This is a genomic window from Terrabacter tumescens (assembly GCF_014646815.1).
In the GTDB taxonomy this organism is placed as follows: domain Bacteria; phylum Actinomycetota; class Actinomycetes; order Actinomycetales; family Dermatophilaceae; genus Terrabacter; species Terrabacter tumescens.
The window spans coordinates 542,300-560,670 of the sequence record NZ_BMNZ01000003.1 but is presented as its reverse complement, the minus strand read 5'-3'; the positions used below and the strand labels follow the sequence as shown (position 1 = coordinate 560,670).

Sequence of the window (18,371 nt, the reverse complement as noted above, 5' to 3'; positions counted from 1 at the left end):
CCCGGGACACGTGCGAAGAAACGCTTCTCGCACAACTTCTACGTCGAAGCGCTTCGAGAAGCGGCTGCTCAGGCTCCCGGCTTCACGAGGCGGAGCTCAGTTGCGAAGGTTCTGCCGGGATGTCGTCGCGCTCCTCAGCACCGTCGATGAGCTGGTCATGCAACCGGGACGTGATCCAGCGGAGTCGGCGCGACACCTGCATCTGGCTGACGCCGCGGGCTTCGCCGATCTCGCGCTGCGTCATGCCGTCCACATAGCGCATGAGGAGCAGCTCCCGGTCCTCCTCGTCGAGGGTGCTCAGGGCCGCGGTGAGCCAGACGCGGTCGTCGGCCGACTCGAGGTCCTCGTCGGGGCACGAGAGGAACGTTGCGAGCCCAGGTCGCTCGTCATCCGCAGCGTTGCAGTCAAGACTGACGGGCCGGAAGCCGGAGGCGGCTGCCGAGACCTCGCGCACCTGCTCGACACTCGCACCGACCGACTGTGCGACGTCCTCGTCGGTGGGTTCTCTGCCCAGCTCTTGCTCGAGCGTGCTGCGGGCCGCCTGCACCGCGCCACGCAGCTCCTGGAGCCGCCGGGGTGGCCGGACGACCCAGCCCCGGTCGCGGAACCATCGTTTCAGCTCGCCGGAGATGGTCGGTACGGCGTAAGCGGCGAAGGACTGAGCATGACCCGGCTCGTAACGGCGGACCGCCTTGACGAGCGCGAGCCGGGCGACCTGCACGAGGTCCTCGTGCTCGATGCCCCGACCGTCGTAGCGCTTGGCCATCGTCGTGCAGAGTCGAGGTAGAGCAGAACCACCTGCTCGGTGATCTGGTCCTTCTGCGCCTCCGAAGAGGCTGCAGCCAGTGCGTCGAAGAGCTCCGACGTTTGTGCGTCGCGTTCCGTGAACGACGGGCGGGGGTCGGCGGAGTAGGGCGCCATGACTCATCTCCGATGGTCTCGGACGACGGAGTCGGCGCTGTGATTGGACCGCTCTGACGCTCCGACAGTGCCACGACATCTCCGGTTGCGCAATCTCCTCTCCTGCTCACCCGACGCGCCCGGCAACGGGTCGTCTTCGTGCGTCGACGCCGGTCCCAGTAGCCTGACGGCGGCCGTATCCCCAACACCCGGAGACACCGAACCGTGACGTCGCAGCCCGACTGGAGAAGCGGAACCCCCCACCCCACGGGCGGCTACGACAAGGTCATCGTCGCCCGTGGCGACACCCTCTACTTCACCGCAGCCCGCCTGCACCGCCTCGACGGCCCGGCCGTGGAGGCCGAGGACGGGTCGGTGCAGTACTGGGTCTTCGGCAAGCAGATGACCGAGCAGGAGTACCGCGACCGCTCCACGGGCCAGCAGACCTGAGTCGTCCTCCGGGCTCTGCGCCGGATGCTGCCCCGCCCCGCCCCACCCCGCCCCGCCGCGTCGGGTCTAGCGCTGGGCGGCCTTGTATGCGGTGACGACGGCTTGGGGGATGCGACCCCGGGCGGGGGCGTGGTGGCCGTTCTCGGCCGCCCAGGCGCGGATGAGCGCGTTGCGCGACTCGCCCACGGCGGGCAGCACCGTCAGGGAGCGGGTCAGCGTGCCCGGCTCGGTGCGGCGCTCCTCGCCCGCACGTCGGGCGCTGGCCACCCAGCTGTCGAGGGAGGCCCGCAGGTCGTGGGCGTTCGCGGCGGACAGGTCGATCTCGAAGGCGATCCCGTCGATGCCGAAGCTCACCGTCTCGGTGGCGTCGGACCCGTCGAGGTCGTCGACGAGGGTCACCATGGTCTGACGCATGGCTGCAGCGTAGTGCGCCGCGGGGCGTCCTCCGCGCACCGGTCGCCCAGCTCGTGGACGTGGTCGGGGACACTCCGGACGCCATGTAAGGTAAGCCTTACCTACTAGGCGAGCCGTCGACCCGACCGGCTCGTCTCCCGGATCACGAAGGAAGCTCACATGACCTCCCGTTCCCACCTGACCATCGGCGTCGCCATCGCGACGGCCGGCGCCCTGGCCCTGACGGCCTGCGGTTCCGGCTCGTCCGCGGACGGCGGATCGGCCGGCGGCTCGGGCAGCATCACCGTCTACAACGCCCAGCACGAGAGCCTGACCCAGGAGTGGGTCGACGCGTTCACCAAGCAGACCGGCATCAAGGTCACCGTGCGCAACGGCTCCGACACGGAGCTGTCCAACCAGCTCATGCAGGAGGGCGCGGCATCGCCGGCCGACGTCTTCCTCACCGAGAACAGCCCCGCGATGACGCAGGTCGAGAACGCGGGTCTCTTCGCCGACGTCGACAACGCCACGCTCGACCAGGTGCCGGCCGAGTTCCGCCCGTCCACGGGCAAGTGGACCGGCATCGCGGCCCGCTCGACCGTCCTCGTCTACGACAAGCGCAAGGTCCAGCCGAACCAGCTTCCCGCCTCGATGCTCGACCTCGCCAAGCCGGAGTGGAAGGGCCGCTGGGCCGCCTCGCCGTCGGGCGCCGACTTCCAGGCCATCGTCTCGGCGCTGCTCGAGCTGAAGGGCGAGGCCGTCACCAAGGACTGGCTCACGGCGATGAAGACCAACGCCAAGGTCTACAAGGGCAACAGCACCGCGATGAAGGCCGTCAACTCCGGCGAGGTCGAGACCGCGCTGATCTACCACTACTACTACTACGGCGACCAGGCCAAGACCGGTGAGAACTCGGCCAACGTCGGCACCCACTACTTCAAGAACGAGGACCCGGGCGCCTTCGTCTCCGTCTCCGGTGGTGGCGTGCTCAAGTCGTCGAAGAACGCCGCGGCCGCCCAGTCGCTGCTGAAGTTCATCACCGGCAAGACCGGCCAGGAGGTGCTACAGAAGGGCACGTCGTTCGAGTACGCCGTCGGCTCCGACGTGCCCTCCAACGCGGCGCTCGTGCCGCTGAAGGACCTCCAGGCGCCCAAGGTCGACCCCGCCAAGCTCAACTCCGCCACGGTCACCGATCTGATGACCCAGGCTGGTCTGCTGTAGTTCTCTGGTGACCACCGACCTCACCGCACCGGGCGCGCACCGCGCGACCGACACCGGCACGGCCCCCACGCCGGGCCCGGGCACCCGCCCGGGCCCGGCGTCCGGGCGTCGTCGACCACCGGTCCTGGCGGTCATCGCCGTGCTCATCGCGCTGTTCTCGCTCATGCCGCTCGGCTACGTCGTCGCGATGACGGTGGCGACCGGCTGGGACACCGCGGTCGCCCTGATCTTCCGGGCGCGGGTCGGTGAGCTGCTCCTCAACACGATCCTGCTCATGGTCCTCTCGGTGCCACTGTGCCTCGTGCTCGGCGTCGGGGGAGCGTGGCTCGTCGAGCGGACCCAGCTGCGCGGCAGCAGGTTCTGGGCCCTCGCGCTCGCCGCGCCGCTCGCGATCCCGGCCTTCGTCAACAGCTACGGCTGGGTCTCGGCGGTCCCCTCGCTGGCCGGCCTCTGGTCGGGCGTGCTCATCTCGGTGCTGTCCTACTTCCCCCTCGTCTACATCCCCGCCGCCGCGACGCTGAGCCGCCTCGACCCCTCCCTCGAGGAGTCCGCGGCCGCGCTCGGCCTCGGCCCGTGGCAGGTGTTCCGCCGGGTCGTGCTGCCTCAGCTGCGCCTGGCGATGACCGGCGGTGCGCTGCTCGTCGGGCTGCATCTGCTCGCCGAGTACGGCGCCTTCGCGATGATCCGCTTCGACACCTTCACGACGGCGATCATGGTGCAGTACCAGTCGACCTTCAACGGTGCGGCCGGCAACATGCTCGCGAGCGTCCTCGTCGTGCTGTGCCTGCTCCTGCTCGTCGCCGAGGTGCGCAGCCGTGGCACCGCCCGCTACGCCCGCGTCGGTTCAGGCGGCCAGGCGGCACCGGGTCGTATGCCGTTGCGCCGGCTCCACGTGCCGGCCCAGCTCGCGCTCCTGCTCCTCGTCGTGCTCGCCGTCGGCGTGCCGATGTGGTTCGTCGTGCGGTGGGTCGTGCTCGGCGGCTCGGCGATCTGGGCGCCCGACGAGCTGGTCCCCGCCCTCGTCCAGACGCTCCTCTACGGGGTGGCGGGCGCGGCGGCGACGACGCTCGTCGCCTTCCCGATGGCCTTTCTCGCGGTGCGGCGGCCGAGCTGGTTCACCCGCTCCCTCGAGCTGTCCAACTACGTCACCAGCTCGATGCCCGGCATCGTCGTCGGCCTGGCGTTCGTCACGGTCAGCATCCGGTTCCTGCCAGGCGTCTACCAGACGGCCTTCGTGCTCGTCGCGGCCTACGTGCTGCTCTTCCTGCCCCGTGCGCTCGTCAGCCTGCGCTCGGGTCTGGCCCAGGCACCGCGCGAGCTCGAGGAGGCGGCCCAGGCGCTCGGGGTGCCGCCGCTGCTCGCCTTCGCCAAGGTCACCCTGCGCCTCGCGGCGCCGGCGGCCGCCGGGGGAGCGGCCCTCGTCTTCCTCGCCATCGTCAACGAGCTGACGGCGACCCTGCTGCTCTCGCCCAACGGCACCCGCACCCTCGCGACAGAGTTCTGGGCCAAGAGCAGCGAGATCGACTACGCCGGCGCCGCGCCGTACGCCCTGCTCATGGTCGTGCTCTCGGCGCCGATGACCTACCTGCTCTTCCAGCAGTCGAAGAAAGCGGCCGGACAATGACGACGACGACCACGACCATCCCGGACCAGCACGACCCCGGCGCGCGCGGTCGGCTCGAGGTCGACGGCCTCGTCAAGAGCTTCGGCTCCCAGCAGGTGCTGCGCGGCGTCACGCTGTCGGTCGACCCGGGCAGCACGACGGCCATCGTCGGCCCGTCGGGCTCGGGCAAGACGACCCTCCTGCGGCTCATCGCCGGCTTCGAGCGGGCCGAGGCCGGCTCGGTGGTGCTGAGCGGTCGGACGCTCGCCGCTGGCGACGCGTGGGTGCCGGCGCACCACCGTGGGGTCGGCTACGTCGCGCAGGACGGCGCCCTCTTCCCGCACCTCACCGTGGGCCAGAACATCGCCTTCGGCATCGACACGCCCCGGCTGCAGGGACGCAAGGCCACGCGCGCCAAGGTCGCCGAGCTGCTCGAGATGGTCTCGCTCGACGCGGCCCTCGCTGCCCGCCGACCGCACGAGATCTCGGGTGGCCAGCAGCAGCGCGTGGCGCTCGCCCGTGCCCTCGCCCGTGAGCCGGAGCTCATGCTGCTCGACGAGTCGTTCTCGGCCCTCGACGCCGGCCTGCGGGTCGCGACCCGGCGCACCGTGTCCAGGGTGCTCCAGGACGCCGGCATCACCACGGTCCTCGTCACCCACGACCAGGCGGAGGCGCTGAGCTTCGCCGACCAGGTGGCCGTCATGCGGGACGGGCTGCTCGCCCAGGTCGACAGCCCGCTCGAGGTATACACCCGACCCGTCGACCGGGCCACGGCCGAGTTCCTCGGCGACGCCGTCATGCTCGAGGCCTGGGTCGACGGCGACATGGCGACCTGCTCGCTCGGGGCCGTCCGGCTCGCGCCGACGGCGCACCGGGGCCGGGTCCAGCTCATGCTTCGGCCCGAGCAGATCCGGGTCGACGAGCACGGTCCCATCCGTGGCGTCGTCGTCGACACCGACTACTTCGGCCCCGAGAGCACGGTGCGGCTCGAGCTCACCTCCGGTCGCGAACCCGGTTGCGAGACATCGGCGCTCGCGCGCAGCGGAGAGATCATCAGCATCCGTCACTCCAACGCGTTCATCGCGGCCAGGGGCACCGAGCTGCGGCTGCGCATCGAGGGCGAGGCCATCGCCTTCCCTCCCGACGCCTGACCCGGGTGCTGGACAGGCGTCCGGTCATCGCGACGCCGGCGTGGGACTGAAACCCACGCGCCGAGTCAGCGCCTGGCCTCTCCCTCGCGAACGCGTCGAACGTCCTTGGCGCCTGGGGGCCACCGTCCGTGGTCTGGACCACGAGTGGATCCCCAGAGCGGGACCTTGTTCCCTAGCCGGAGGGCGGCAGAGAGCGAACAGTTGGTTGGTGCGGAGGGACGGCTGTCCGGTCCCTCGCTCGCTGACCGGAGGGAAGATGGCGCTTTCGACGCGGCGCAGGAGTGGACGGGCCCGGCCGTGAGCACGCGCGCGGGCAGCACTCCTGTCCACCCTCACGCGGCTCGGGAACCGGTGCGTGCAGACCCGTCCTGGGCGACCCTGTACCGGGTGGGCGCCTTCTCGGCGCTGGTCTACGTGGTCCTCGTCCTGGTGCCCGTGGTCCTGGTGTTCGCTGCCCCGGTGCCGCCGACGGACGGCGCGGCCCTGATGACCTACATCGCCGCGCACCGCGGCGTGTACCTGACCGAGCTGGTCTGCTTCGTCGGGCTGAGCGTGCCGGCGCTGGTGGTGTTCGCGGCGGTCGCGGCCGCCCTCAAGGAGGTCAACAAGAGTGTCGCGCTCATCGGCGGCCTGTTCGGCGTCGTCTCCGAGACCATCGCGCTCGCGCTCGGCAGCAGTCCGCAGTCGCTGAACGGGGGACTCGTCGTGCTCAGCAGCTCCTACACCTCCGCGGCGAGCGATGCCCAACGTGCCGGTGTGGCCAGCGCCGCGGACGCGCTGATCGCCGCGACCAACGCCGTGTCCTGGGCGGGAATCCTCACGGCGGCCGCCATCCTCGCCCTGTCCTCGACCATGGCACGCAGCGACTTCGGCCGCGGCGTCGCGCTGGTCGGAGTCGTGGCCGGCACGGTCGGCATCGTCGCGGAGGCCCTCCGGCCCGTCATCGGCTCGGCCTATCTCGTCTACGGACTGCTGCTGCCGGCTTGGTTCGCCCTGGTGGGCTGGAAGCTGCTCGGGCTTCGGCGCAACGTCGCCTGAGCCCGTGCGGGCGGTCGCTCGGGTGACCGGCGGGCCTGACCCGACTGCAGGTACTGGTGGAAGAGCCCCAAGCACTCGTCCGGCCTGGATTCCATGCCGACGTACACGTCGGTCACGAAGAAGGCCGCCCGATACGCCTGGTCGAGTATCAGGGGATCGGGCACATTCGAATCGGACGTCACAGCGCGACGTTCCCGCTGCTGGCCGAGGGAACTCATCGATCCGAGTTGCCAAGCGCAACTGGCGGCAAATGAGGACGTCAGGCTGGTAGCAACTCCACGAGGAATCGAGCTCCCGCGACTCCGTCGGCGGCCCGGCTCAGCCGATCCACATGGGTGGCCCGGACGACACGGCCGAACGTGCGCGTGTCGGACGGCTCTCCGGGCACACGCACCATTTGGTGCTCGATGAGCTGGATCCTCTGAAGGCGCCAGTCCATTCGTGAGTCAGGGATGGCGAACGCGTCCCACTCGTGATCAGCGACGACTCCGAGCCAGCCCTCGGCCCTGAGCATCTCGGTCGGGGACGGAGGGCGGAACTGCTCCGACCATGGTTCGAAAGCGGGAGAGTCAAGGGCGCTCTCGACGGCGCGGTAGGCCTCGGGTTCGGCAATCGTGAGCCAGCCCGGCATCGCGATCAGAGCCGCCATCGGGCTCGTTACCGACTGGCATCGGCCGGTGACTTCATATCGCACTCGACCTACATCGTCGACGTGAACTTCTCGAACCCCTTCGAGCGACTGGTCGGACGCCTTCAGGTAGGAGGAGTTCAGGCGCAGCCCACAGTCACGGACGACCGCGCCCAGCCCCAGTTCAGGCAACTGTCCATCGCCAATCAACCATGTCTCCAGCGATACCCACACGGCTGCACCATAGAGGTCGTCGTCTCGGACGAGAGCGGGATTATCGAACGACCTGCGGCTTGAGCGCGCATCAGGGCGCGAGCCGTGTCTACAGTCTCGCTGTGGGGACGATTCCTGAACAACACCGGCCGGCCGTACGTTCCGCGCTCGAGGAGCTCGTTGAGGGTCGCCGCCCTGACTTGCTGGTGTGGGTGCGCAACTACGGTGCCTCTGGCGCGGAACTCATCACGCAGCCCGAAGAAATCTGGGATCACCCCGAAACGGACTACCTCGAGCGTGAGGATGGCACAGCTGCCATCGTCGTCCCCTTGTGGACTGTCCAAGAGTCACCCAGTGACCTCAGCGCCGAACTGGAGATGACCGCAGCCGGTGCCGTAGAGCTGACTGACGTTCACGTTCTGTAAAAGGCCGGCGTCCACGCGGAGAAGGGCGACCACAACGCGGCATTTGCGGACGTGTGGCCCTGTCCGGGCGACAGACTGTGCTCATGGCCGAGCCAGTTACCGAATACTGCGTTGACCGCGACTTGGGCGATCCTGGCGAGGCCGAGCTCGCGTGCCAGGCCGTCCTTGCCGCTGTCCTTCCTCGAGTGGACAGGACGTGGATCGATGCCATCTCGGACCACAAGGACCTGCCAGCGGCGCCTCGGGCAACGCAGACTGCGCTCGTGCAGGTGGGCCTGCCGCAGGGGTGTGGAGACTCAGGCCTTGGAGTTGAACTTGATGTTCGCCGATCCGACCATGTGAGTCTGCTCCGCGCGTTCGCTTCCTGGTCCATAGGCGTCGAGCTCTACGACGTGTCGATGCGGTGGGTGGCCTACTTCTCTGACACGGGCTCCTCGATCTCCTTCAACGTCACCGAGGAAGAGGCGGCCGCAGTACGAGCCTCCCTCGGGACTCTTCCCATGCTCACCGTCCGCGAGATGAAGGCCAGGAAGCGCTGAACATGCGGCCACGCCCTCCGCGGCAGAGTCGGACGAGCGTAGCCGTCCTCAGCGCGGCAATGGCGGACGTTTGGAAGGCCCCGCCCGCGAGAGGTAGCGATGAGCCGGCGCATTCTGCCCACAGGACCGCTGCACGCTCAAAGGCACCGCGGGTGGAGGCCGCCTCGGCCCGTTCACTGACGTCCTACATGGATGCGCCAGGTTCCCGCATGAACGGACCAGTTCGTGATGCGATACACCGCATGACCACACCGTTGATGCGAGCGATCGATGCTCTCAGCACTCCGGACATCAGGGCGACGGAGGCGTTGCGGAGTCTGCTCGTGGTTTCGAGGCGCATAGGGAACGAAAGTCTCACACGGTGGGTGCGCTCGGAGCTCGATGGCTACCCCGCGCAGGGCCAAGTGCCGGAGTACCGGGCAGCCAGCGGACTGCCTATCACCCTGACCTTTCATGGCCCAATGGGGAGTGAGGCGTCTATCAACGTCACCGACCTCGAACTACCCGAGAATCTTCAACTCGGGGACGCGAAGATTCGGCAGCCTCTTGCAGAGCTGGAGGCCCTCGCAGCAAGCCAGAACGACCCGGGCTCAGAGATGCCGATGAGTTGGGTAGCGATGTACCGATCCGCCATGGGCGAGCGAAAAGTTCCCGGCTACGAGTTCATGACGCCCAACTACGCGCGGCGGCTCTTTCCACGCACCCTGCTTCTCGGCGTTGTGGACCGTGTCAAGACGAGCGCTCTCGACCTCGCGCTTGAGCTGGAGCTGGTAGACCCGGAAGTCGGAACTCCCGGGGGGCCGACTGCGCAGACTCACCCCCAGCTTGGTCGGGAGGTCACGATCTTCCTCACCCACATCTACGGCGCGCAGGCCACGGTGACCGTCGGCGACGATGCAACTGTGGCGACTGGCGAGGGTGCCGTTGCGGTCCGGCTCGAGACTGGCGACCTCGATGGCCTGCTCGAAGCTGCTCGCACCTACTTGGCACCAAGCAGCCTCGACGGCCTCCAAGACGCCCTAAGCGAGGATGGCGGCCAAGCCGGCGAGAGGACCAAGAGCTTCTTATCCAAGGTCCGCAGTGGCGGGATCGGGCTCGCCGCAGGGATGGCTACCAACGGGGCTTACGACGGGCTAAAGGCGCTTCTCGAGCAGGTGTATCCCGGCTTCGTCGGATGACGGAGCGAAGACAGTGGGGAGTGGAAAGCGACACCGCAGATCAGGCCCCGACCGGGCAATGGGTACATCTAGTCACTGGTACGACTGCGCAGGTTGCGGCAGTTCCGGATGTTCCCGAGTCCGGACTACAGATGGTGCTGAGTGATCGGCACGTCGTGTCGGCCGCTTTGGTCGATGAAGCGGACGGATTCAATGTTGGTCCCATGCGGGTAGACGACGACTCCGACCAGCGCCCCCTCGTGGGCCGGGTGCTGGACGAGGTTGACTGTTTGAGTGCGCCTGTCGGAAGTGGTGACTTCCAGTTCAGTCGCGCCGGTGGCGACACGGATGATGGCCCCGTTGGGCACATGGTCGGCGCTACCTGTGTAGATGGACACCGGCGTGTGCGAGGAGATGGAGGGGCTGCCGTAGCCGCCCTTGTGAGTGTGGCCGTCAGGGGTGGTGATTCGCAGCCAGGTGATGCCGCTGTGGTCGTCGGGCTGCCAACCGAGCCGCCACGTGTCCCCGCTCGGGGACTCTCCTTCCGCGAAGATCTGCTCGTCGCGATCCATGTTGAGCAAGGTACTTCGGAACGCGCCGTAACGCCGCTAGGTGCCTGAGTGGTTTGCGACTGCCTCACGCCCGCGTCGCTTACGCGCACATCGGCATGTCCGGGAAACGTCTTCCCTCGGGCGTAAACGAGCAGGGTCGCGCTGACCGGGCAGTCGACCGCGCCCGTCACCTCTCGACGTCAGGGCATCGGCACCGGGACGTCGGTGCCGCCCTGCGGCGTGATGCGTGACCGCACGCGGACGACGCTCGGCATCGGCACGAAGCCGCCGGCGAGCAGCGCCTCGCCCTGCCGGAAGCGGGCCGCCTGCGCCAGCAGGCCCTGCGGCACGAAGCCGAAGACTGACGCGAGCTGCGCAAGGTCGTCGCGCGAGTTCATCCGCATCAGGGTCAGGTTGTCGCACTGCGACACGATGCCGGCGTGCACCTTCGAGGGCCTCTGCGTCGACAGCAGTAGCCACAGCCCGTACTTTCGGCCCTCGGCGGCGATCTGGATGAGCCGGTCGCGGACCGCGACGCCCAGCGGCGTCTCGGGGTCGGGCGGGCAGAGGTTGTGCGCTTCGTCGACGACGATGAGCAGGGGCCGGCGCTCGGCGCGGCGCTCCCACAGGTCGTCGAGGACGGCGAGTGCGACGGTCAGCTGCTCCTCGTGCCGGTCGTAGCCGCCGAGGTCGAGCACCGTGGCGGCCGGTCGGCGGGCGATGACGTCGGTCGCCGACGCCCCGCCGAACGCCCACGTCGTGCTCCACTCCACGACCCCGAGGTTCTCGAGGCGCTGGGCCAGCGCCTCGGCGTCCGGGTCGCCCAGCGAGCGCAGGTGCGGCACGATCTTCTCCGCCTCGACCGCGTTGAAGTCGCTGTCGAAGAGGCGCAGCAGCGCGTTGTACTCGGCCCGGTCGACGACGGGGTCGAGCCGCAGCACCGCGGCCTTGGCGCGCGCGTTCATGTCGGTGAAGCGCACCCGGAGCGGGGAGTCCGGGTCGTTCGGTCGCAGGACGACCACCTCGCGCTCCCGCAGCGCCCGGGCCTGGCCCGGCTCGACCTCGCCGGCCTGCTCGTGGAGGCGCACGAAGTCGCTGTTGGGGTCGAGGACGAGCATCGGCAGGCGCGTCGTCAGCAGGATCCGCTCGAGCAGCACGCCGAGCGCGTAGGTCTTGCCCGACCCGCTCTGTCCGCACCAGAAGGTGTGCCGGTTGAGCCGGTTGGGCACGAGCGCCACCCCGACGTCGTCCTGGCCGGTGAGGTGTCCGAGGTGGAGCTCGGGGTCGCTGCCGGATAGCAGGCGCTGCACCGCGTCCGGACGCGTCGGCCGGACCACGGCATCGTGCCACGGCGCGTCCGCGGGACGGCTCGAGCGGGCAGCGCCGCCGACCGGCACGAGGGTCCCGGAGGCCGAGAAGCCAGTGCCGTCGCCAGCACCACCGACGTCCACGACGTCCTCGACGAAGGCGAGCAGGCCGTCCTCGCCCTCGATCTCGAGGTAGTCGCCGGGGACCGGTCGCTCGGCCACGGGTCCGTGCGCGACGAACGAGCGTCCGTCCGGTGACTCCAGGTGGGTCAGGCCCGACGACCGAGCGGTGGACGGGTCGAGGTCGACGTTGCCTGCCATGCGTCCATGATGGCCACGAGTGACGGGCTGCGGGACCCCTCCGGGCCCACCGGGTGGCTCGCCACAGCCAGATTCACCCCGCACGGGTGAGCGACGGGCGCACCTGACCGTCCATGCTCGGACCAGGGACGGGCGCGACGGGAGGGGCAGTGGAGCAGTCGGACTTCGTGCACACCGGGCAGAAGGTCGGTCTCGTCATGGCCTCCGTCGTTACCCCCTCCACGCTGGCGCCCTCGCTGTCGAGGCGCTCCTGGCAGGACCAGGGACTCATCACCGGCCTGTCGACCGGAGCGAGCTACCTGCTCGCCCTGTCGTCCCAGGACGTCATCGACGTCGTGGCCCGGGGAGTGGAGGGGGCGGCCGCCGCGTGGGGCTGGTTCCCCGACGACTGGTCCGACTCGCGACGCAGCTCGGTCGCGGCCCTGGGCTGCGAGCTGGCGGTGGCGCCGCTGGGACTCGGCGCCGCGGCATACCTCGACCGTCGTGGTGTCGTCACGGGCACCGACGGGCTGCTGCGGCAGGTCGCCTGGCGGATCGGCTCGAGCGCGCTCTCCGGCACGGTGCTCATCGGCGCGACCGCAGGGGTGCGCCGCCTCGACCGGGCGCTCGGTGCCGACGGCCGGGTCGCCGCCCTGCCCCTGTCGATCCCGGTCGGCCTCGCCGCGTCGGCCGTCATCGAGCGCGCGCGGCGCTCCGGGTCCGAGCGCGGGCTCGACACCGTCGACGACGTCCCGACGGTCAGGGGTCTCGTCGCCGGTGGCGGCGTGCTCGCGGTCCTCTACGGCGCCGGCTGGGCCGAGCGGTGGACGGCCCAGCAGGTGCGGCGGCTCGCGCCGGGTGCGACCCCCGGGTCCGGGCTCGCCTGGCAGCTCGCCTCGCACGCAGCCTTCCTCGCCGGCGGCAGCGTCCTCGTCAGCGCGCTGTGGACCCGGGTCATGCAACGCATCGAGGCCGTCACGACCACGGTCGACCCGTGGATGCAGGAGGCGGCGGGCGTGTGGACGAGCCCGATGGTGAGCGGCGACCCGGCCAGCCTCGTCCCCTGGGAGTCGCTCGGGCGCGAGGGCCGCCGGCACGCGGTGACCTACGTGCGCCCCTCGCCGGTCGTGGAGCGCCGGACCCTGCCGGACGGCAGCGTGCCGTCGGACCTCTCCATCGAGACCGTCATGGGCGAGCCCGCCCGCGCGCACCCCGTGCAGGTCTTCGTCGGCCTCGACAGCGGCGCGACGCCGACGGAGCGCGTCGAGCTCGCGATCGCCGAGATGGACCGCACCGACGCGTGGTCCCGCTCGCTGCTCATGCTCGTGTCGCCGACCGGTACCGGCTACGTCAACTACGTCGCCATCGCCGCGGCGCAGTACCTGACGCGCGGTGACGTCGCGAGCGTCACGATGCAGTACTCCAAGCGCCCGTCGCCGCTGTCGCTCGGCAAGGTCCGGGACGCGCGCGAGCAGAACCGGCTGCTCTGGCTGCGCATCCTGCAGCGCGTGCGGGCCATGCCGCCCGACGAGCGACCCGAGGTCGTGCTCTTCGGCGAGTCGCTCGGCGCGCACACGAGCCCGGACGTCCTGCTCGGGTGGGGCACCCTCGGGCCGCAGGCGCTCGGCATCGACCGCGCGCTGTGGATCGGCACACCCGGCGGCAGCAAGTGGATGCACGAGGTCACCGGCGCCCCGCGGCCCGACGTCGACCCGTCGCTCGTCACCGTCGTCAACGACCACGAGCAGCTCGTGGCCCTCGGCGACGAGGCGCGCTCCCGGCTGCGCTACGTCCTGCTCAGCCACGACAACGACGGCGTCACGAAGTTCGGTCTCGACCTGCTGAACCGCAGGCCCGCCTGGCTCGGACCCGACCGCCCCCGCCGCGAGGTCGTGCCTGGGAGGTCACCACGCGGCATACCTGCGGGGATGCGGTGGCGTCCGGTCACGACGTTCGTCCAGACGCTCGTCGACATGAAGAACGCGCAGGTCCCCGGCCCCTTCGCCGCGTGGGCCCACGACTACCGCGCCGACCTGCCGGAGTTCATCCGGGACGTCTACGACCTGCAGTGCAGCGACGCGCAGATGGACGCGATCCAGGACGCCGTGCGCCGCCGCGAGGCCTACCGCGAAGGCGCCTTCGCCTGACACCCGACCACCGAAGGAGGACCCATGGCCAAGTCACGACCCACGCCCGCCGCCCGCCTGGCCCCGCCCCACCCCGTGCGTCAGACCCGGGCGCGCGGCACCGTGTTCGCCGCCGGGGCCAGCACGTTCGCGGCCACCGTCATGCTCGTCGCCGGGCTCTTCCAGTTCGTCGAGGGCCTCGTGACGCTCGTCAACGGCCCGGAGTTCCTCGTGCGCACGGCGAGCTACGTCTTCACCTTCAACGCCACCGCGTGGGGCTGGTTCCACATGGTCATCGGCCTCGGGGCAGCGGTCGCGGGCGCGTTCATCTTCACCGGCAACCTCGTCGCGCGCTCGGTCGGGATCGCCTTCGCCGTGCTGTCGACGCTCGCGAACTTCCTGTGGCTGCCGTCCTTCCCGGTCTGGGCGATCATCGTCATCGCGCTCGACGTCATCGTCATCTGGGCCCTCAGCACCGTCGACCTCGGCGAGCTCTGACCCCTTCCGCTGCCGGCGCCCTCAGTGGCGGGGCAGCATCGACGGGCCGAGCTCGAGCAGCTCGGCCCGCAGCGTCTCGTCGTCGACGTCCGCGAGCAGCGGGTCGATCCCGGCCTGCGCGACGCCGGCCCCGACGACGGAGACGGCGATGCGCCGACGCAGGTCGGGCTCGGGTCCGAGCAGCAGCCCGGTCAGCCTCCCGACGAGCGAGTTGAGGTCGTCGTGCGTCGCCATGATGCGCTCGACCTCCGGGTCGCGCATGAGCGCCGCGACGACCTGCCGGTGGCCGATCATGAGGTCGACGAGCCCGCGCAGGGCCACCATGGCGGCCTCGTCGGGGGAGGGCTCGGCCTCGGCCGCGGTGACGAACGCGCGGAGGTCGACGAGCGCCTCCTCGAGCACCGCGAGGACGATGTCCTCCTTGGCGTGGAACTGGTAGTAGACGGCGGCCTTCGTGACGCCGAGGTGGTCGGCGATCATCTGCAGCGACGTGCCGGTGACACCGTGCTCGCCGAAGAGCTCGACGGCGGCGTCGATGACGCGCCGGCGGCCGTGGCCGCGCGGGGCCTGCGGTCGGGCCATGAGCTCTCCTCCTCGTCGCCGGTCCTGCCGGATGGCGTGTGCCGGGATGTCGTGGGCCGGGATGTCGTATGCCGGGTGCGTCCTGCCGGGACGACCTTCCTGGCGCTCGTCCCCGGGGCTCGACCCTGCGCGCTCGACCCGGCGTGGTGGGCGTCACCCTAGCGGAGTTAGCCGATCGGCTTGTCCCGGACTTAGCCGATCGGTTAACTTGGACGCCGGGCAGCGTCGCCCGCCGACCCGTCAGCCCGCACCGCACCGCACCTGGAGTCACCCCGATGGCCACCCTGCTCTACCGGATCGGACGCTTCGCGTTCGGTCGCCGCGGCGTCGTCGCGTCCGCCTGGTTCGTCCTGCTCGCCGTGCTCGCCGCGGTGCTGCTCACCCTGGGCAGCGCGCCGACCTCGAGCGTCACGATCCCCGGCACCGAGTCCCAGCGCGCGCTCGAGGCGCTCGCCCGGGAGTTCCCGCAGGCGAGCGGCGCGTCCGGCACCGTCGTCGTCCGGGCGCCCGAGGGGCAGACCGTCGTCGCGCCCACCTCGAAGGCCGTCCTCGACGACGTCGTGGCCCGCGCCGCCAAGGTGCCCGGCGTCGTCGCGGCCCTCGGCCCCCTCGAGACCAAGGCGATCAGCCAGGACGGGCGCTTCGGGCTCGTCACGGTGCAGTTCGACAAGACGGCGGACGAGCTCACCCCCGAGCAGCGTTCTGCCTACGAGGCGCTCGGCGACGGCGCCCCTGCCGGCTGGGCCGTGGCCGCCGGCGGTGAGCCGCTCCTCGCCACCCCCGAGATCGGCTCGACCGAGGGCATCGGCGTGCTCGTCGCCCTCGTCGTGCTCGTCATCACCTTCGGCTCGCTCGTCGCGGCCGGGATGACGATGGTCAACGCGCTCATCGGTGTCGGCGTCGGCATGATCGGCCTGCTCATCGTCGGCCACGCCGTCGAGCTCTCCAGCGTCACGCCGGTGCTCGCCCTCATGCTCGGCCTCGCCGTCGGCATCGACTACTCGCTCTTCATCACCTCGCGCTACCGGCACAACCTCGCGCTGGGCCTCGACCGGCAGGATTCCGCGGGCCGCGCCGTCGGCACCGCGGGCACCGCCGTCGTCTTCGCCGGGCTCACCGTCATCATCGCCCTCGCCGGCCTGTCCGTCGTCGGCATCCCCTTCCTCACCGCCATGGGACTCGCCGCCGCCGGCACCGTCCTCGTCGCGGTCCTCGTCGCCGTCACCCTGCTGCCGGCGCTGCTCGGCTTCGCCGGTGACCGCGTGCTCTCGCGCCGGCAGCGCCGGGCCGACCGTGACGAGCCGGGGACCGACCTCGACGAGGCCTCGGGCAACCGCGGGTTCGCCTGGGGCCGCTTCACCGTCCGGCACCGCATCCCGGTGCTGCTCGCCGGCATCGTCGTCCTCGGGGCGGTCGCGGTGCCCGTCGCCGACATGCGACTGGCCCTGCCCGACGACGGCACCGCGCCGGTCACGAGCAGCAAGCGGGTGGCGTACGACCTCATCTCCGAGGGCTTCGGCGAGGGCTTCAACGGCCGGCTCGTCATGGTCGTCCACGGCGACTCGCAGCCGCAGGTGCAGCAGGCCACGGCCGGCGCCGCCAAGGCCGCCACCGGGCTCGGCGACGTCCTCGCGGTCGCGCCCGGCCAGACGAGCGCCGACGGTCGCACGACGATCCTCGCCGTCATCCCGAAGTCCGGGCCGACCGCCGAGGCGACCTTCGACCTCGTCCGCGACCTGCGCTCGGCGCTCGCGGTAACGGCCGGCGCCACCGGCGCGGAGATCTCGGTCACCGGCGTCACGGCCGTCGGCGTCGACGTCTCCGACAAGCTCGCCGCGGCCCTGCCCGTCTACCTGCTCGTCGTCGTCGGACTCGGTTTCGTGCTGCTCATGCTGATGTTCCGCTCGCTGCTCGTGCCGCTCAAGGCCACGCTCGGCTTCCTGCTGACGGTCGGCGCGGCCTTCGGCGCGACCGTCGCGATCTTCCAGTGGGGCTGGCTGAGCTCGCTCGTCGGGCTCGACACCGCGGGCCCGCTCGTCAGCTTCCTGCCGATCCTGCTCATCGGCATCCTCTTCGGCCTGGCCATGGACTACGAGGTCTTCCTCGTCTCGCGCATGCGCGAGGACTTCGTCCACGGCGACACCGCCCGCGAGGCCGTGGTCGCCGGCGTCGGCCATGGGGCCCGCGTCGTCGTCGCGGCCGCGCTCATCATGATGTCGGTCTTCGCCGGCTTCGTCCTCGTCGACGACCCGATCATCAAGTCGATGGGCTTCGCGCTCGCGTTCGGTGTCGCGGTCGACGCGTTCGTCGTGCGCCTGTCGCTCGTGCCGGCGGTCATGTCGTTCCTCGGCGACAAGGCCTGGTGGCTGCCGCGGTGGCTCGACCGGGCGCTGCCCAACGTCGACATCGAGGGCGAGAACCTCCGTGCGACAGGCGAACCCGCCGAGCTGGCTGCCCGCTGACCCGACCGATCCCGTATGCCGTGTGCGAGAGGGGGCGCGGCATCCGGGGTCGCGTCGGGGTGGGCACGGGGTCGTGACCGCCCCGGCTCTCAGCGGAGAGCAAGGGCGACGAGCGCGACGAGGGCGGTGACCGCGAAGCCGGCGGCCGTCAGGGCGGTACGCGCGATGCTCCGGCCCGCCGTCGTGGCTCCCGCCGTCGTGGCGCCCGCGGGGGCGCCGAGCAGGTGCCGCCCGTCGCGGTAGCGGCGCCGTGCACTGAGCGCCAGGTCGAGGCTCCACAACAGGCCTAGGACCGACACGGCATACCCCATCGCCCCGAGCTGCGGCGGCAGCACGCGCAGCCCGACGAGCGAGCCGACGGCCACCGACAGTGCCGTGCGGCGCCAGGCGAGCGACGTGCGCTCCGCCTGCATGCCCGCGTCGGGCGCGGTCACAGCAGCAGCCCCACGAGGACCGCGAGGGCCACGAGTCCGAGCATGACGGCGATGGGGAGCTTGAGGCCCGACGAGGGCAGGGGAGCGAGGTGGCGCATCGCGCGCTCGGTGCGCACCCACGACAACCACGCCTGGGCCGTGGCCGCGAGGCCCGCGAGGACGAGCACCATCGCGACGGTGACGCGCAGCCACGACGGCAACGGCACCTGCAGGGCCTCGAGCGCGAGCCCGGCCGCGACGAACGCCAGTCCCGTGCGGATCCACGCGAGGAACGTGCGCTCGTTGGCGAGGCTGAAGCGGGGGTCCGGGTCCTCGCCCGCCTCGAAGACCGAGCGCGGGAAGCGCCGGTGGTCGTCCGTCGTCACTGCGTGGCCTCCTGGGAGCCGGCTGGTC

General features: G+C 70.7%; 19 protein-coding genes. 11 read left to right on the top strand and 8 right to left on the bottom strand.

The window, feature by feature from the left end:
- Nucleotides 1-82: 82 nt before the first annotated feature.
- Nucleotides 83-928: a sigma-70 family RNA polymerase sigma factor gene (locus IEY30_RS10025; protein ID WP_268240972.1), complete on the bottom strand. Its 846-nt coding sequence runs from the start codon at nucleotides 926-928 to the stop codon at nucleotides 83-85.
- A 197-nt stretch (nucleotides 929-1,125) separates the two neighbouring features.
- On the opposite strand from IEY30_RS10025, the gene IEY30_RS10020 reads away from it, so the two are divergent.
- A complete protein-coding gene (locus IEY30_RS10020; protein WP_030193823.1) occupies nucleotides 1,126-1,350 on the top strand; it encodes a hypothetical protein in 225 nt (74 codons plus the stop codon).
- Nucleotides 1,351-1,416: 66 nt separating this feature from the next.
- On the opposite strand, the gene IEY30_RS10015 is transcribed toward IEY30_RS10020, so the two are convergent.
- Nucleotides 1,417-1,764: a histone-like nucleoid-structuring protein Lsr2 gene (locus tag IEY30_RS10015; protein ID WP_030193824.1), complete on the bottom strand. Its 348-nt coding sequence runs from the start codon at nucleotides 1,762-1,764 to the stop codon at nucleotides 1,417-1,419.
- Nucleotides 1,765-1,923: 159 nt separating this feature from the next.
- Here IEY30_RS10015 and IEY30_RS10010 point away from each other — a divergent pair, with 159 nt between their 5' ends.
- The 4 genes from IEY30_RS10010 (at nucleotide 1,924) to IEY30_RS09995 (ending at nucleotide 6,756) form a co-directional block, all read left to right on the top strand.
- On the top strand, nucleotides 1,924-2,964 hold the full coding sequence (locus IEY30_RS10010) for an iron ABC transporter substrate-binding protein (protein WP_030193825.1): 1,041 nt from the start codon (nucleotides 1,924-1,926) through the stop codon (nucleotides 2,962-2,964).
- A gap of 7 nt (nucleotides 2,965-2,971) precedes the next feature.
- A complete protein-coding gene (locus IEY30_RS10005; RefSeq protein WP_030193826.1) occupies nucleotides 2,972-4,588 on the top strand; it encodes an ABC transporter permease in 1,617 nt (538 codons plus the stop codon).
- The gene (locus IEY30_RS10000) at nucleotides 4,585-5,718 is read left to right on the top strand and encodes an ABC transporter ATP-binding protein (RefSeq protein WP_030193828.1); all 1,134 of its coding nucleotides are present in this window, start codon (nucleotides 4,585-4,587) and stop codon (nucleotides 5,716-5,718) included. The genes IEY30_RS10005 and IEY30_RS10000 overlap by 4 nt, the downstream gene beginning before the upstream one ends.
- A 387-nt stretch (nucleotides 5,719-6,105) precedes the next feature.
- Nucleotides 6,106-6,756: a DUF4386 family protein gene (locus IEY30_RS09995; RefSeq protein WP_030193831.1), complete on the top strand. Its 651-nt coding sequence runs from the start codon at nucleotides 6,106-6,108 to the stop codon at nucleotides 6,754-6,756.
- A gap of 259 nt (nucleotides 6,757-7,015) precedes the next feature.
- Here IEY30_RS09995 and IEY30_RS09990 read toward each other — a convergent pair whose 3' ends face one another.
- On the bottom strand, nucleotides 7,016-7,618 hold the full coding sequence (locus IEY30_RS09990; RefSeq protein WP_156035094.1) for a hypothetical protein: 603 nt from the start codon (nucleotides 7,616-7,618) through the stop codon (nucleotides 7,016-7,018).
- Between the two features lie 101 nt (nucleotides 7,619-7,719).
- Between IEY30_RS09990 and IEY30_RS09985 the strand changes: the two genes are divergently transcribed.
- The 3 genes from IEY30_RS09985 to IEY30_RS09975 all read left to right on the top strand — a co-directional run bounded on the left by IEY30_RS09985 (nucleotide 7,720) and on the right by IEY30_RS09975 (nucleotide 9,739).
- Complete coding sequence (locus IEY30_RS09985) at nucleotides 7,720-8,022, top strand: DUF7668 domain-containing protein (RefSeq protein ID WP_156035096.1); 303 nt, start codon at nucleotides 7,720-7,722, stop codon at nucleotides 8,020-8,022.
- An 83-nt stretch (nucleotides 8,023-8,105) separates the two neighbouring features.
- Nucleotides 8,106-8,561: a hypothetical protein gene (locus IEY30_RS09980; RefSeq protein ID WP_156035098.1), complete on the top strand. Its 456-nt coding sequence runs from the start codon at nucleotides 8,106-8,108 to the stop codon at nucleotides 8,559-8,561.
- 242 nt (nucleotides 8,562-8,803) lie between these two features.
- On the top strand, nucleotides 8,804-9,739 hold the full coding sequence (locus IEY30_RS09975) for an AbiTii domain-containing protein (protein ID WP_030193842.1): 936 nt from the start codon (nucleotides 8,804-8,806) through the stop codon (nucleotides 9,737-9,739).
- Nucleotides 9,740-9,864: 125 nt separating this feature from the next.
- On the opposite strand, the gene IEY30_RS09970 is transcribed toward IEY30_RS09975, so the two are convergent.
- Together IEY30_RS09970 and IEY30_RS09965 are read right to left on the bottom strand one after the other, a co-directional pair.
- Nucleotides 9,865-10,290: a hypothetical protein gene (locus IEY30_RS09970; protein WP_030193851.1), complete on the bottom strand. Its 426-nt coding sequence runs from the start codon at nucleotides 10,288-10,290 to the stop codon at nucleotides 9,865-9,867.
- A gap of 179 nt (nucleotides 10,291-10,469) precedes the next feature.
- A complete protein-coding gene (locus tag IEY30_RS09965; RefSeq protein ID WP_030193853.1) occupies nucleotides 10,470-11,897 on the bottom strand; it encodes an ATP-binding protein in 1,428 nt (475 codons plus the stop codon).
- A 149-nt stretch (nucleotides 11,898-12,046) separates the two neighbouring features.
- On the opposite strand from IEY30_RS09965, the gene IEY30_RS09960 reads away from it, so the two are divergent.
- Nucleotides 12,047-14,023, top strand: a complete 1,977-nt coding sequence (locus IEY30_RS09960; RefSeq protein ID WP_030193857.1) for an alpha/beta-hydrolase family protein — start codon at nucleotides 12,047-12,049, stop codon at nucleotides 14,021-14,023.
- Nucleotides 14,024-14,047: 24 nt separating this feature from the next.
- Entirely contained in the window at nucleotides 14,048-14,500 is a 453-nt protein-coding gene (locus tag IEY30_RS09955) for a DUF7144 family membrane protein (RefSeq protein WP_052358299.1), read from the top strand.
- 21 nt (nucleotides 14,501-14,521) lie between these two features.
- Here IEY30_RS09955 and IEY30_RS09950 read toward each other — a convergent pair whose 3' ends face one another.
- Nucleotides 14,522-15,082: a TetR/AcrR family transcriptional regulator gene (locus tag IEY30_RS09950; RefSeq protein WP_030193864.1), complete on the bottom strand. Its 561-nt coding sequence runs from the start codon at nucleotides 15,080-15,082 to the stop codon at nucleotides 14,522-14,524.
- Between the two features lie 275 nt (nucleotides 15,083-15,357).
- Here IEY30_RS09950 and IEY30_RS09945 point away from each other — a divergent pair, with 275 nt between their 5' ends.
- Nucleotides 15,358-17,544: an MMPL family transporter gene (locus tag IEY30_RS09945; RefSeq protein ID WP_030193868.1), complete on the top strand. Its 2,187-nt coding sequence runs from the start codon at nucleotides 15,358-15,360 to the stop codon at nucleotides 17,542-17,544.
- Between the two features lie 89 nt (nucleotides 17,545-17,633).
- On the opposite strand, the gene IEY30_RS09940 is transcribed toward IEY30_RS09945, so the two are convergent.
- A complete protein-coding gene (locus IEY30_RS09940; protein ID WP_030193874.1) occupies nucleotides 17,634-17,978 on the bottom strand; it encodes a DUF202 domain-containing protein in 345 nt (114 codons plus the stop codon).
- On the bottom strand, nucleotides 17,975-18,343 hold the full coding sequence (locus IEY30_RS09935) for a YidH family protein (protein WP_030193879.1): 369 nt from the start codon (nucleotides 18,341-18,343) through the stop codon (nucleotides 17,975-17,977). Before IEY30_RS09935 ends, IEY30_RS09940 begins: the two co-directional genes overlap by 4 nt.
- Nucleotides 18,344-18,371 lie beyond the last annotated feature (28 nt).